Raw genomic sequence first — 13,805 nt, forward strand, 5'->3', positions numbered from 1 at the left:
CAGCCGCCTATATCAGGCGGAACTGGCTTTGCTGGTTGAGGGTGTCCAAGATCTCGGGCACTTCTGTCACCGGCCGCGCCTTGCTGTAGAGGAAGCCCTGGCCTTCGTCGCATCCGACGGCGCGGAGGAATTCCTGCTCGGATTCGGTTTCGATGCCTTCGGCCGTGATCGTCATGCCGAGGCTTGATCCCAGACCCATGATGGCGCGAATGATCGCCTGCGATTCATTGCCGAACCCGATGCCGCGAACGAACGATCCGTCGATCTTGATTTTGTCGAACGGGAACATGCGCAGATAGCTGAGCGACGAGTAGCCGGTGCCGAAGTCGTCCATCGAGATGCGGACGCCGAGACCTCTGATGGCATGCAGGATCGTCAGCACGCTTTCGGAATTTTCAAGCAGCAGCGCCTCGGTGATTTCGAGTTCCAGCCGGCCCGGTTCGAGACCCGATGAGCGCAGCGCATCCGACACCGCATTGAAGACGTTCCCGATGCGGAAGCGCTGGGGCGACATGTTCACCGCGAGCCGTGCCTTCTTCGGCCACCGGGCCGCATCGTGGCAGGCACGCTGCAGCACGAAATCGGTGATGGAGCCGATAAGCCCGCATTCTTCTGCAATCGGAATGAATTCCGACGGCGGGATATAGCCGCGTTCGGGGTGCGGCCAGCGCAGCAAGGCCTCAAAGCCGGACACTTCGCGCGAACTTAGAGAAACGAGCGGCTGATAATGAATTTCGAGGCCGCCATTGAGGAAGGCCTGGTGCAGGTCGGCTTCGATCTTGCGCCGCGCCTGAACGCGAACGTTCATCTCCGCTTCGAAATAGCGGTAGCAGCCTTTGCCGTCTTCCTTCGCCTGATAGAGCGCAAGGTCGGCATTCTTCAACAGGACCTCGGCCTCCTCGCCATCGCTCGGACAGAGCGCGATACCGACGCTTGCCGTGACGTTGATCGTGTGATCGTCGACTCTGAACGGCTCGCGCAGAACATCAATGATCCGCTGTGCAACCGAGCTGACCTCGACGGCATGGTTGGCGTTGGCGAGCACGACGGCAAACTCATCGCCGCCCAATCGCGCAGCCATGTCGTCTTTGCGCAGCGTGCCTTGAATGCGCTCGCTCAACTGCTGCAGCAGCGAGTCGCCGGCGGCATGCCCCATCGAGTCGTTGATGATTTTGAAATTGTCCAAGTCGATGCAGAGCACGGCAACGCCGGTACCGGAGCGCTTCCTCAACATCAGCATGTCGTTGAGGCGCTTGCGCAGGAATACGCGATTGGCGAGGCCGGTCAGCGCATCATGGTGAGCAAGATAAGCAACCTTCGCTTCCGCCGCTTTACGCTCCGTAATGTCGATTGCCGCAAACAGGATCGCAGGCGTCTGCCCTTGCGTGATCGAGCTTGAATAGATGGCAACGTCGATCGACGTTTTGTCGGCTTTGAGATGACGCCAGGTTTGGCCTGCAAACTGCTCGGCCCTGCCGTCGTAAAGGCTATCTAGATTCTGATGATCGTCGGGATGATGAAGGTCGAACAGGGTTTTGGTGTGGAGATCCTCCAACGCAAACCCATAGTGTCGTAGCGCCGCTCTGTTGGCGCTGAGAATGACTTTGTCTTCCCGGCGCGCAACGAACATCGGCACGGGATTGGCTTCAAACAGCATCCGGAATGATGCTTCCCGCTCCTTGAGTTCGCTGATGTCGACGCGTAGGCCGACGACGCCGCCATCAGTCGTCAGTCGTTCGTCGATGAGAATGCAGCGCCCGTCGGAGATCCACTGTTCGTGCCGATCCTTTGGCTGAAACAGCCGTCGGACGCGTTCGGCGATCCACTGCTCTTCGCGGCCCCGTGCTTCCGGATAATCGCCCCGCGCGACGCCGATCCTCAGCGTGTCTTCGAGACGAACGCCGATTTCAAACAGGTCCGCGCTCTTTTTGTAGATGTCCGCATATTGCTGGTTCCAGAGAACATAGCGTCCATCGCTGTCGAGAACGACAACACCTTGAGGGAGCATGTCGATGGCTTCGCGGAGCTGTCGGTTGGTGGCTTCGGCACGTTCGAGCCGCTGCATCACATCGTCGGCGTCGCGCTTCCGACGCTTCGGCATCGCGGTCAGTCGGCGCCGTGTCCTGAGGCGTCCCGAGCTTGTCGAAACGTCCGGCGCCATAGAAATCGGAGACTTACGAAGAAGATCGTGAGCCATTGGTACCCCCACGCTAAAAATGTTGCGGAGGAGTATTTGCGCGGCCCGTTAATGGAGCTTCACCGCGTTCAGTAGAGAAAAACGCGGCGCTGCTCGTTATCTGGTCAGACTGTATGTGCGCTTGCCGAGGCTTGCAGCAAGCTGACTACTGAATAGTCACATTGAGGTTTTTGTCGATGAGTTTGGGAAATCTTCTGCCGAACTGACAGGCAGGACATTTCGTCGTGCATGGTTATGGATGTCTTAAATCGCGCGTATTTGCGCGGATCTGCGAGGCGACGGCTGCCAACAGCGCCCGCCGTCGCCTCGCAAATGACTTCAGATCGCCATGCGGCCGTTCAAGCCGAGCTGACGCTTGGCCTCGGAACGGAGCGCGTCGATGGGTTTGAGTTTTCCTTCGACCTCGTAATGCCAAAACGTCCACCCATTGCACGCGGACTTGCCTTGAACGATGGCGCCAAGCCGATGAATTGACGCCTGCTGTCCGGCATAAAACAGCGTGCCGTCGGCGCGGACTTCGGCGCGCACTTCGCGGCGCGGATCGAACAGCTTGCGGCCGGGTTCGAGAATGCCGAGTTCCAGGATCTGCCCGAACGGAATGCGCGGCTCGTTGCGCTTCGACGGGATCGCTTCGATCGCGTCGAGATCGAGCGGCCGCACCTTCGCGATCCGCTCGTCCGCCGCTTTCGCATAATCCATGTCGCGCTCGATACCGATGAACTTGCGGCCGAGCCGCTTGGCGACGGCGCCGGTCGTGCCGGTGCCGAAGAACGGATCGAGCACCGTATCGCCAGGCTTCGTCGAAGCGATCAGAATGCGATGAAGCAGCGCTTCCGGCTTTTGTGTCGGATGCGCCTTGCGGCCACCGTCGTCCTTCAGGCGCTCTGGGCCTGAGCAGATCGGAAACAGCCAATCGGAGCGCATTTGAACATCATCGTTCGATGCTTTCAGACTTTCGTAGTTGAACGTCACGCGCGATTTCTTATCGCGGCTCGCCCAGATCATTGTTTCATGCGCGTTGGTGAAGCGTTTGCCGCGGAAGTTCGGCATCGGGTTCACTTTGCGCCAGATAACGTCATTCTGAATCCAGAAGCCGAGGTCCTGGATCGCGACGCCGAGGCGGAAGATGTTGTGATAGGAGCCGATCACCCAGATCGCGCCATCCGGTTTCAGCACGCGGCGGCATTCGGCAAGCCAGGCGCGGCAAAAGGAATCATAGGCGGCGAAGTCGTCGAATTTGTCCCACTGATCGTCGACGCCGTCGACTTTCGTGTTGTTCGGTCTGAGGAGGTCGCCCGCAAGCTGCAAATTATACGGCGGGTCGGCGAAGATGAGATCGACGCTAGAGCTTTCGAGCTTCTTTAGCTCAGCAATGCAATCACCAATAAGAATCTTTCCGCTTTCCGAGCGGCCCTTGACGCGACGCGAACCCATGAACTCGAACCTGTACGCTACTATGAACTGAGCGCCCGCCATAAACTTACGCAACGGGCTGCCGAGCTTTGTACATCATGGGAATCGGGCTTGGATACGCTCAAAAGACGCGCAAGCGATTTATATTTTTTGATTCGATCTGCAACCTGATCCGTTTACGGAAAACATATCGTTCAGACGAGGGCGCCGAGGCCGAGCGCGAGCTGCACGGGCTTGAATGAGCGCCGGTGTAGCGGCGAAACACCGAGCTTGTTGATGGCAGCCTGATGTTCCGGCGTGCCGTAACCCTTGTGACGCTCGAAGCCGTATCCCGGATAATCGCGCGCCATCTGCACCATGATGCGGTCGCGCGTGACTTTCGCGATGATCGACGCCGCCGCAATGGACAGACACTTCGCGTCGCCTTTGACGATGGTTCGCGTCGTCATCGCGACCCGCGGCGCCTTATTGCCGTCAACCAGCACAAGCTTCGGTGCGTTGGCAAGTTGCCCGATGGCCTGCGCCATCGCCCACAGCGTTGCGGCAAGAATATTGTCGCGATCGATGCGATCGACCTCCGCGACGCCGACGCCGACGATGGCGACCTTCATAATGCGATTGAAGAGATAGGCGCGGGACTCTTCATCAAGCGCTTTGCTGTCGTCGATGTTCGCCGGAATTTTATCTGGATCAAGAATGACGGCCGCCGCAACGACCGGTCCCGCCCACGGGCCGCGCCCGGCTTCGTCAACGCCCGCGATCGGCCGAAACCCGAGCTGATGTTCGGCAGCTTCGAGTTCGAACGTCGGCTTGATGCGCGAATCGGCGATTTTCATTCGCCAGTTTGGTCATCGCGCAGAACAAGCTGTCAAAGCAGGGAGAGCTGTTGTCCACCGTTACCGGGACGCAGGAAGAGATCGGTTCGCAAGGCAACTCGTTCTTCGCCGAGACCGAGTCGCTTCTTGGCCAGCCGAAAGCGCAGCGCGATTTGCGTCGCATATGGTCCGCGCCCGACTTGGCGCACTCCGAAGTCCGGTGTGTAATCTCGCCCGCCGTGCATCGATCGCAAAAGCGAAATGACTCTGTCGGCACGGTTTGGAAATTCTTCCGCCAGCCATTCGCGAAAGAGATCTTTGATTTCGAGCGGCAGGCGCAGAAGCACATATCCAGCATTGCAGGCACCGGCCTCGCGCGCCGCTTCCAGGATGGGTTCGATCTCGTGGTCGGTCAGCCCGGGAATGATCGGAGCGACCATGACTGTGACGGGTATCCCGGCGTCGGCGAGCTTCTTCACGGTTTCGAGACGCTTTGACGGCGTTGCTGCCCTAGGTTCCATCGCGCGCGCCACGCGGCGGTCGAGCGTGGTGATCGACACCGCGACGCGCGCCAGATTTTTCTCGGCCATCGGTGCCAGGAGGTCGATGTCGCGCGCCACCAGCGCCGACTTCGTGATGATGCCGACCGGATGGTTGGTCTGCGCCATCACCTCCAGGATCGAGCGCGTAATCCGCCGCTCCCGCTCGATGGGCTGATAAGGGTCGGTGTTGCCGCCGAGCGCAATTGTGTGCGGTCGGTAGCTCGGCTTCTTGAACTCACGCTCCAGCAGAGCGGCGGCGTTCGGCTTGGCATAGAGCTTCGTTTCGAAGTCGAGGCCCGCCGAATGTCCCAGATAGCAATGGCTCGGACGTGCGTAGCAATAGATGCAGCCATGCTCGCACCCCCGATACGGATTGATCGAGCTTTCAAACGAAACGTCTGGGCTGTCGTTGTGAGAGATGATCGACTTTGCGGCTTCTTCGATCACCTCGGTCTTGAAGGCGTCGAGATCGCCGAGGCTTTCCCAGCCGTCGTCGAAGGCTTCGTGGACCTCGGCTTCGAACCGTCCGGTTTTATTCGTCCGCGCGCCGCGCCCGCGCCGCCGCTCCGTATCGACGGCATGCGGGGCGGGAAGCGGGTTTTGATGGTCTCGGTCGGGCGCCATTGTTCGCGGTCGTTGCTGAGGATGTTCAGCCAATAGCACACGGCGCGGAACAAATAAAGAACATGCGGAGAGCGAACCGTGCCATGGCGATTGGTTAAGCCCCGCGACGTGGCGCGCCTTGCCGTGCGCGGATTGACGTGTCAGGAAAAGAGAATGATCTCAGTAATCATTCCCGCTCGGAATGCTGAACATACGTTACCGGCGACGCTATCTGCCCTGGTTCCGGCGGCAGTGGACGGACTCGTTAAGCAGGTCATCGTCGTCGATGGCGGGTCGACCGACAAGACTGCTGAGGTAGCCGATCAGGCTGGGGCCGACATCGTCAAGAGCGCGCCCGGACGCGGCGGCCAGTTGGCCCAAGGCGCTGAAATCGCCCGCTTTCCTTGGCTCCTTTTTTTGAATGCGGATACCGTCTTGGAAGACGGCTGGGAACGAAGTGCAACGTCGTTCATGCGCCGCGTCGATTTCGGCGAACGGTCGATGGCCGCGGGCGCCTTCACGTTCCGTCTCGATGACAAGGGCCTGGCGCCGCGGCTGCTCGAACTGGTCGTGCAGTTGCGCTGTAAGCTCCTGCGCGTGCCTTATGGCGATCAGGGCTTGCTGATCCCGCGCCGCCTGTTCGATGACGTCGGCGGCTACCGCAATCTGCCGATCATGGAAGATCTGGACTTGGCGCGCCGTATCGGACGCCGGCGCCTCACAATTCTCGATGCCAATGCCGTGACGTCGGCGGAGCGTTATCGGCGCGACGGCTACCTCTCGCGATCGTTCCGCAACCAGATCTGTCACATGCTGTACGGCGCGGGCATTCCGGTCAGCATGATCGCGCGTCTTCAGGGCAAGGTCGAAACCGGCGCTTAAGCGCGCCCGTCTCACGCCGACGTGCGATGCTCTTCGAGCCGCGGCAGGATTTCGATGAAATTGCACGGCCTGTGGCGCATATCGAGCTGGAGCTTCAGGATGCCTTCCCAGGCGTCTTTGCATGCGCCCGTCGAGCCGGGCAGACAGAAAATATAGGTCCCGCGCGCCACGCCCCCGCACGCGCGCGACTGGATCGTCGACGTGCCGACCTTCTGATACGACAGCATGTGAAACAGGATCGCGAACCCTTCGATCTCCTTCTCAAACAACGGCTTCACCGCTTCCGGCGTAACATCCCGTCCCGTGAACCCGGTGCCGCCCGTGGTGATGACGCAATCGACGGACGCGTCATTGATCCATCCCTCCACGATGCCGCGGATCTGCGCCTTGTCATCTTTCGCAAGCTTGCGGTCCGCGAGTTCGTGGCCCGCTTCGCCAATGGCGCGCTCGAGATAGGCGCCAGATGTATCTTCCGCGAGCGTGCGGGAATCCGACATCGTCAGGATTGCGATGCGGATGGGAACGAATTGGCGTTCGGCGTCGATGCCGGCCATGGCAAGCCTCGTTGTGTTGTCTAAAGCTTCGACTTGATTTGTAGCAGATCCATCCACGCGAGCTGCTTGGCGGCAGGCGTTCGCAGCAGATACGCCGGATGCAACGTGGCGATAGCCGGGATTTTTCGCTCCCCGACTTTAACCTCGCGCCACTTGCCCCGAAGCCGCATGATGCCTTCCGTTGCGCCAATCACTTCCTTCGCCGCCGCGCCGCCAACGGCGACCAGCATCTTGGGCGCGACAAGCTCGATCTGCCGTTCGAGAAACGGCCGGCAGGAGAGCGCTTCCTGTGGCGTCGGCGTGCGGTTTCCCGGCGGCCGCCAATAGACGATATTGGTGATGTGCACGTCACCTTCAGACAGCCCGATTGCGGCAAGCATCTTGTCGAGCAATTGCCCCGCACGCCCGACGAACGGCTTACCTGCCAAATCCTCGTCGCGTCCGGGTGCTTCGCCGATGAACATAATGTCGGCCTGCGGCGCGCCGCGATAGAAGCACAGCTTCGTTGCCGTCGATTTGAGGCCGCAGCCGTCGAAAGCCTGCAGCGCTGCTTCCAGCCCTTCAAGCGATGTCACGGCGCGCGCGATGCGGCGGGCGCCCGTTTCAGCTTCGCTGGCGCCGAGCGGCGTCGCGGCGCGTGGTCGGCTCGGATCGAGCCCCGGCGCACTTTGCGCGGGCCCTGGTCGCGCCGATTGTGACGGTGCTGCCGGACGGGCGGTCGGCGCGGCCTTTTCACGCTCCGGCGCGTCGCGTTCCGGCCACGAAAAACCGGCCCCTGGCGCCTCGTCTCCGCGCGCCAGCCAGTCGTGCGCCGTTTCGCCAACGGCCGCATCGACGCCCATGGCTTGAAACCAATCGAGCAGCGCCAGCATTTCGTCTTTATCGTAAGAGTTCGTCATTGGGGCCGACAATAAAGATGCGCGCCGTCAATTGCACGCATCGGCAACAGACTGTGGCGCGTTATTGGTCAACTTGACGCTTTCCCTCCCGCAACCTAATCGAAACCGATGGACTTTCGAACATCCAAAAGAGGTGATGATGGCCGTTGACGCCGCCGACCTGCCGGCCCGCGAGGCAATGGACTTCGACGTAGTGATCGTGGGCGCTGGCCCTGCCGGGCTGGCCGCAGCGATCCGCTTGAAGCAGAAAGCGGCCGAAACAGGGTCTGATATCTCCGTCGTGGTGGTCGAGAAAGGCTCCGAGATCGGTGCCCATATTCTGTCCGGCGCCGTCATCGACCCGATTGGTCTCAATCGTCTCATCCCCGATTGGAAAGAGCGCGGCGCGCCCGTTGAAACGCCCGTTACGGAAGACGTGTTCTTGGTCCTTGGTCCCGCGGGCAAATTGCGCCTGCCGAACTGGCCGATGCCGCCGCTGATGCACAACCACGGCAACTACATCGTCAGCCTCGGTGCACTGTGCAAATGGCTTGGCGATCAGGCGGCGGAACTGGGCGTCGAGATCTATCCGGGCTTTGCTGCGAGCGAAGTGCTCTATGATGAGAAAGGCGCTGTCGTCGGCATCGCGACGGGCGATATGGGCGTCGGCAGGGATGGTGAGCCGAAGGACAGTTTCGTGCGCGGCATGGAACTGCGCGGCAAGTACACCTTGATCGCGGAAGGCGCGCGCGGATCGCTGGCCAAGGACCTCATCCGCCATTTCGACCTCGCCAACGATCATGAGCCACAGAAGTACGGCATCGGCCTAAAGGAACTGTGGCAGGTCGCGCCGGAGAAACATCGGCCGGGCTACGTTCAGCACTCGTTCGGCTGGCCCCTCGACAACAAGACCGGTGGCGGATCTTTCCTTTATCACTACGGCGAAAATCTCGTCGCGGTCGGCTTCGTCGTTCACTTGAACTATGCGAACCCTTACCTCTCGCCGTATGAAGAGTTCCAGCGCTTCAAGACACATCCCGCCATTCGCGAAACATTCGAAGGTGGCAAGCGGATCGGCTATGGCGCGCGCGCAATTACGGAAGGCGGCTGGCAATCGCTGCCCGATCTCGTCTTTCCGGGCGGCGCGCTTCTGGGCTGTGCAGCCGGCATGGTCAACCTGCCGCGCATCAAAGGCAGCCACAACGCGATCCTGTCCGGCATCGCTGCAGCAGATGCCGTCACGGCCGCGATCGCGGCAGGCCGCGCACATGACAAACTCGATGCCTACGAGACCGAGGTCCGCACTGGCGACATCGCGCGCGATCTGAAGCGCGTACGCAATATGAAGCCGTTCTGGTCCCGCTTTGGAACGGTGCTCGGCGTGCTGCTGGGCGGCACGGATCTTTGGCTCAACACCATCATTTCCGGCGTCGGCCTCGGCTTCACGTTAAAGCACGGCAAGAACGACGCTTTGGCGACAGGCAAGGCCAAGAATTTCAAGCCGATCGCCTATCCCAAGCCCGACGGCAGATTGACCTTCGATCGGCTGACGAACGTATCATTCTCGGCGACCAATCACGAAGAAGATCAGCCGGTTCACTTGAAGCTTCTCGATCCGACCGTGCCGATTGCAGTCAATCTGCCGGAATACGCAGAGCCCGCGCAGCGCTATTGCCCTGCCGCCGTTTATGAGATCGTACAAGGAGATGGCGGCGAGCCGCGATTCCAGATCAACGCGCAGAATTGCGTCCATTGCAAAACCTGCGACATCAAAGACCCAAGCCAAAATATCAATTGGACGTGCCCCGAAGGTGGCGGCGGGCCAAATTACGCCGGAATGTGACGATGTAGTTCAAATGCTGGTAATCCTGCGTCCGAAAATTCGGCGCCGTTCCAGCATGCGGGGGCTTAATTGCTGCGCTGGCTGAGCGTTATGCCGATAGGCGTTGACGGTTGATAACAGTTAGCAATTTCGGCTCATGTCTTATTTTTCACGTAAAGCTTGTCGCCAAGCTTGCGATATCTTTGCTAGGCTCGCCGCCGCAGGAATCGAATTGGCTTCCGGCAGCAAAGGGAAAAAGTCGATGCGGGGACTCCTCGGGCGTGGGCTGAGTGTATGCCTAGTAGCGGTCGCTCTGACGGTTGCCGGGTTTTTCAGCGAGGCTCCGGCCCGCTCGCAAGACCAGGAACCTGGTCAGGACGAAGTTTCAAATTCCATTCTCGGCAACTACCTCGCGGGACGTTTCGCGCGCGCCGCGCAGGACACCGAAGAAGCCGCTGAATTTTACGGCCGCGCCCTTGAGCGTGATCCGGACAACGAGGTGCTGCTCGAGCAGGCCTTCCAGATGGAAACGATGTCCGGCGACTGGCCGAAAGCGATCCCGCTTGCGGAGCAACTTTCTGCCTCGCAGGGCTCGCATCGCATGTCGCAGTTCCTTCTCGGCGTCACTGCGTTCAAGGCCGGTGACTACAAGAAAGCCGAGGAGCGTTTCGCAGCAGCATCCGAAAACCCGATTGGCGAACTCACCAGCGCAATTGCCATCGGCTGGACGCGTCTCGCCGCCGGAGATACGGACGGCGCGTTGAAGGCGCTCGATCTTCCCAAGCAGCCGGACTGGGCGCAGTTCTATCTGCGCTATCACCGTGCGCTGATCGCCGATATCGCCGGCCGCAAAGCTATCGCGCGCGCATCGTATGAAAAGGTTTTCCGTCAGGACAGCCGCACGCTCAGAACGTCGCTGGCCTATGCTCAGTCGGCGGCCCATTACGGCGACTTCAAAACGGCGCGCATGGTCATCAATAAACAGCTCGCCAAGAGCCAGGGCGACCCACATCCCCTCGCCAAGGAGATGCTGGATACGATCAAGCAGAAAAAGAAACCGCCGTTTCTCATCGCCAATGCGACCGACGGCCTATCGGAAGTCTTCTATGGCCTGGGCGAAGCCCTGGCCGGTGAGGGCGGCGTAAGTCTGGGCACGATTTATCTCCAGCTCGCGCTCGACGCCAAGCCCGATCACATCTTTGCACTCGCTGCGCTCGCCAACGCGCAGGAAGCTGTGAAGCGCTACGACGAGGCGCTGCAAACGTACGACAAGATCCCCAAAGGCACGCCGCTCCAGAGCGCGATCGACATTCGCCGTGCGTTCGATCTGAACTCGCTCGACAAGACGGACGAGGCCAAGGCAATTTTGGTCAAGCTGTCCGAGGAAAATCCGAAAGACGTTCGGCCGTTGGAAGCGCTCGGCAACATCATGCGTGCGCGCAAGGATTATGCCGGCGCCGTCACCTATTTCACCAAGGCGCTCAAGGTCATCAACAAATCCGACCCGCGCAATTGGGGCTATTTCTATGCCCGCGGCACGTCCTATGAGCGGCTGAAGAATTGGCCCGCCGCTGAAGCGGATTTGAAGCGTGCGTTGGCGCTCGCGCCCGATCAGCCTCTCGTTCTGAACTATCTCGGCTACTCCTGGGTCGATCAGGGCAAAAACCTGAAAGAGGGCACGCGCCTGATCGAGAAGGCCGTGCAACTCAAGCCGGATGATGGCTACATCGTCGATAGTCTTGGCTGGGCGCACTACAAGCAAGGCAACTTCAAGGAAGCTGTCCGCTATCTAGAGCGCGCCGTTGAGATTAAGCCGGAAGATCCGACCCTGAACGATCATCTGGGCGATGCCTTCTGGAAGGTCGGCCGCGAGCGCGAAGCGCGCTTCCAGTGGGCGCAGGCTTTGTCGCTTGACCCGGAGCCGGAGGACGTCGACAAGATCAAGGCCAAGCTTGAACGTGGTCTGGATGCGAAGGGCGAAGCCAACGCTTCTGGCAAGACGCGTCAGGTTCAAACCGAGACATTACGCCGACGCAGCGAAAACAAGACCGGAACTTCCGGCCGAGCAGTTGAGTAGTAACTGCGCGTCAATATTAATCGTAGAAGACGGGCGCTTGAGCGCCCGTTTTCGTATCGTGGAATGCATGTCGAAATTGGAATTCGCACCAGCCAAGATCAACCTAACGCTTGAAGTCTTAGGGCGCCGGTCGGATGGCTATCACGAGCTGCGGAGCCTCGTCGCCTTTGCGGCCGACGTCGGCGATCGCCTGACGCGCGAAGCTGGCCCTACGTCCAAAACCGAAATTACCGGACCGTTCGCAGCTGGCCTCGGCGATGCCAATCTTGTCGATGAGGCCGTCGCGGCGATCTCGCGCTTGGTGCCGGATTTCGTCGCCGGTCGTCTGACATTGGAGAAAAATCTCCCTGTGGCGAGCGGCATTGGCGGCGGATCGGCAGACGCGGCCGCGGCGCTCCGCCTTCTCAGTGCCAGCCGTTCCGACTTGGTATCGCGTGATCTTACTGACATCGCGCGCGCACTTGGCGCCGACGTTCCGGTCTGTCTGAAAAGCCAAAGCGCCGTGATGACGGGAACCGGCGAGAACATCACCGATATCGTCCTGCCGGCCGAGCTTTACGCAGTGTTCGCCAATCCTCTCGTTGAGGTACCCGCCAAGAAGACGGCCGAAGTTTTCCGCCTTCTCAATGCCGGGCCATTGCCCGCCGATCTGGCGCCGGAAAATCCGCCTGTGTTCTCAAGCATCGGCGACGTGATCCGTTACGCGGCATTGCGCGGCAACTCACTCGAAGCGCCTGCGCGCCAGCTTTTTCCCGAAATCATCAACGTGCTGTCGGAACTCGCGAAGCTGCCGCGGTCGCGGGTCGCGCAATTGTCCGGCGCCGGCCCGACGTGTTTCGCTCTGTTCGAATCCGAAGCCGCAGCACAGACGGGCGCGCGCATGCTCAAGACGCGCCAGCCAAACTGGTGGATCGCAGCCTCAAGGTTGACTTGAAGGCCATTGGCCGCGGCGTCCGAGCACCGATCAGTGTGAACGGCCGATACAGAACTCGATGACTTGTTCCAGCGCGTCTTTTTCGCGGCTTTCCGGGAATATCGCCAGCGCGTCACGCGCAATCGCGCCATACGAACGCGCCCGCTCGAATGTCGCCTCGATCGCCTTGTGACGGCGCATCAGGCTGATCGCATGCTCCAGGTCGCCGTCCGTGATGTTGCCCTCGGCAATCGTCCGGTTCCAGAATTGTCGCTCGTCGTTCGATCCCCGCCGGAACGACAGGATGACGGGCAGTGTGATCTTGCCTTCGCGGAAATCGTCGCCGACCGACTTGCCGAGCCGCGTGCTGTCCCCTGCATAGTCGAGCGCGTCATCGACGAGCTGGAACGCCAGCCCGAGATTTTTGCCGTATGATCGCAGCGCCGCCTGCTCTTCGGTAGGTCGCTGCGTCAGTGCCGCACCGGACTCCGCCGCCGCCGAGAAGAGCGCCGCCGTCTTGGAATTGATGATCGTGAGGTAGTCGTCTTCCGTCGTCGACGTATTCTTCGCCGCCGCAAGCTGCATCACTTCGCCTTCGGCAATCGTCGCCGCGGCATTCGACATGATGCGCAGCACCGAAAGCGATCCGACGTCGACGAACATCTTGAAAGCCTGGCCGAGCAGAAAATCGCCGACGAGCACGCTCGCCTGGTTGCCCCAGATCATCCGCGCGGTCTTGCGTCCGCGCCGCGTCGCGCTTTCGTCAACGACGTCGTCATGCAGCAGCGTTGCTGTGTGCATGAATTCGACGGCCGACGCCGTGCGGATGTGGCCGTTGCCCGTGTAGCCGCACAGTTTCGCCGCCGCGAGCGCCAGCATCGGCCGCAGCCGCTTGCCGCCGCTGTCGATCAGGTGGTGCGCGAGTTCCGGGATCATGTCGACATCGGACACGGCCTTGTCGAGGATGATGCGATTGATCGCTTCCATGTCATCGGCCACGAGATCGAGAAGCGGCTGCAGCTTCTGGCTCGTTTCGCGGACGTCTTCGAGCGGTATTACGCGACCCAAGGTGGCCCCCAATGTTCTAGACCATGCTAATATAGGCAGTC

11 protein-coding genes are annotated in these 13,805 nt (G+C 60.5%); 4 read left to right on the plus strand and 7 right to left on the minus strand.

The window, feature by feature from the left end; translation table 11 throughout:
• Nucleotides 1-7 precede the first annotated feature (7 nt).
• The 4 genes from RLW55_RS07615 to RLW55_RS07630 form a co-directional block, all read right to left on the minus strand.
• On the minus strand, nucleotides 8-2,197 hold the full coding sequence (locus RLW55_RS07615; RefSeq protein ID WP_414464072.1) for a putative bifunctional diguanylate cyclase/phosphodiesterase: 2,190 nt from the start codon (nucleotides 2,195-2,197) through the stop codon (nucleotides 8-10).
• A 318-nt stretch (nucleotides 2,198-2,515) separates the two neighbouring features.
• Entirely contained in the window at nucleotides 2,516-3,631 is a 1,116-nt protein-coding gene (locus tag RLW55_RS07620; RefSeq protein ID WP_414464071.1) for a site-specific DNA-methyltransferase, read from the minus strand.
• A gap of 173 nt (nucleotides 3,632-3,804) precedes the next feature.
• Complete coding sequence (locus RLW55_RS07625; protein WP_414464070.1) at nucleotides 3,805-4,446, minus strand: ribonuclease HII; 642 nt, start codon at nucleotides 4,444-4,446, stop codon at nucleotides 3,805-3,807.
• 32 nt (nucleotides 4,447-4,478) lie between these two features.
• Entirely contained in the window at nucleotides 4,479-5,591 is a 1,113-nt protein-coding gene (locus tag RLW55_RS07630; RefSeq protein WP_409561217.1) for a PA0069 family radical SAM protein, read from the minus strand.
• Between the two features lie 153 nt (nucleotides 5,592-5,744).
• On the opposite strand from RLW55_RS07630, the gene RLW55_RS07635 reads away from it, so the two are divergent.
• Nucleotides 5,745-6,452 (plus strand): TIGR04283 family arsenosugar biosynthesis glycosyltransferase, encoded by a 708-nt coding sequence (locus RLW55_RS07635; RefSeq protein ID WP_013949750.1) that lies wholly within the window; start codon nucleotides 5,745-5,747, stop codon nucleotides 6,450-6,452.
• Between the two features lie 11 nt (nucleotides 6,453-6,463).
• Here RLW55_RS07635 and moaB read toward each other — a convergent pair whose 3' ends face one another.
• Together moaB and RLW55_RS07645 are read right to left on the minus strand one after the other, a co-directional pair.
• Nucleotides 6,464-7,006 (minus strand): molybdenum cofactor biosynthesis protein B, encoded by a 543-nt coding sequence (gene moaB / locus RLW55_RS07640; protein ID WP_414464068.1) that lies wholly within the window; start codon nucleotides 7,004-7,006, stop codon nucleotides 6,464-6,466.
• Nucleotides 7,007-7,026: 20 nt separating this feature from the next.
• The gene (locus RLW55_RS07645) at nucleotides 7,027-7,905 is read right to left on the minus strand and encodes a uracil-DNA glycosylase (RefSeq protein WP_423416031.1); all 879 of its coding nucleotides are present in this window, start codon (nucleotides 7,903-7,905) and stop codon (nucleotides 7,027-7,029) included.
• 139 nt (nucleotides 7,906-8,044) lie between these two features.
• On the opposite strand from RLW55_RS07645, the gene RLW55_RS07650 reads away from it, so the two are divergent.
• From RLW55_RS07650 to RLW55_RS07660, 3 genes are all read left to right on the plus strand, one after another.
• Entirely contained in the window at nucleotides 8,045-9,727 is a 1,683-nt protein-coding gene (locus tag RLW55_RS07650; protein ID WP_414464574.1) for an electron transfer flavoprotein-ubiquinone oxidoreductase, read from the plus strand.
• A gap of 241 nt (nucleotides 9,728-9,968) precedes the next feature.
• A complete protein-coding gene (locus tag RLW55_RS07655; RefSeq protein ID WP_409561213.1) occupies nucleotides 9,969-11,783 on the plus strand; it encodes a tetratricopeptide repeat protein in 1,815 nt (604 codons plus the stop codon).
• A 37-nt stretch (nucleotides 11,784-11,820) separates the two neighbouring features.
• A complete protein-coding gene (locus RLW55_RS07660) occupies nucleotides 11,821-12,717 on the plus strand; it encodes a 4-(cytidine 5'-diphospho)-2-C-methyl-D-erythritol kinase (protein WP_423416032.1) in 897 nt (298 codons plus the stop codon).
• A 30-nt stretch (nucleotides 12,718-12,747) separates the two neighbouring features.
• Here the strand turns inward: RLW55_RS07660 and RLW55_RS07665 are convergent, their stop codons facing one another.
• A complete protein-coding gene (locus tag RLW55_RS07665; RefSeq protein ID WP_013949744.1) occupies nucleotides 12,748-13,764 on the minus strand; it encodes a polyprenyl synthetase family protein in 1,017 nt (338 codons plus the stop codon).
• Between the last annotated feature and the right edge of the window lie 41 nt (nucleotides 13,765-13,805).

The organism is Hyphomicrobium sp. B1 (assembly GCF_049532635.1).
Taxonomy (GTDB): domain Bacteria; phylum Pseudomonadota; class Alphaproteobacteria; order Rhizobiales; family Hyphomicrobiaceae; genus Hyphomicrobium_B.

Bases quoted from the DNA above. Each gene is read 5' to 3' on its own strand.
- RLW55_RS07615 (WP_414464072.1), bottom strand. From the start codon at position 2,197: ATGGCTCACGATCTTCTTCGTAAGTCTCCGATTTCTATGGCGCCGGAC.
- RLW55_RS07620 (WP_414464071.1), bottom strand. From the start codon at position 3,631: ATGGGTTCGCGTCGCGTCAAGGGCCGCTCGGAAAGCGGAAAGATTCTT.
- RLW55_RS07625 (WP_414464070.1), bottom strand. From the start codon at position 4,446: ATGAAAATCGCCGATTCGCGCATCAAGCCGACGTTCGAACTCGAAGCT.
- RLW55_RS07630 (WP_409561217.1), bottom strand. From the start codon at position 5,591: ATGGCGCCCGACCGAGACCATCAAAACCCGCTTCCCGCCCCGCATGCC.
- RLW55_RS07635 (WP_013949750.1), top strand. From the start codon at position 5,745: ATGATCTCAGTAATCATTCCCGCTCGGAATGCTGAACATACGTTACCG.
- moaB (WP_414464068.1), bottom strand. From the start codon at position 7,006: ATGGCCGGCATCGACGCCGAACGCCAATTCGTTCCCATCCGCATCGCA.
- RLW55_RS07645 (WP_423416031.1), bottom strand. From the start codon at position 7,905: ATGACGAACTCTTACGATAAAGACGAAATGCTGGCGCTGCTCGATTGG.
- RLW55_RS07650 (WP_414464574.1), top strand. From the start codon at position 8,045: ATGGCCGTTGACGCCGCCGACCTGCCGGCCCGCGAGGCAATGGACTTC.
- RLW55_RS07655 (WP_409561213.1), top strand. From the start codon at position 9,969: ATGCGGGGACTCCTCGGGCGTGGGCTGAGTGTATGCCTAGTAGCGGTC.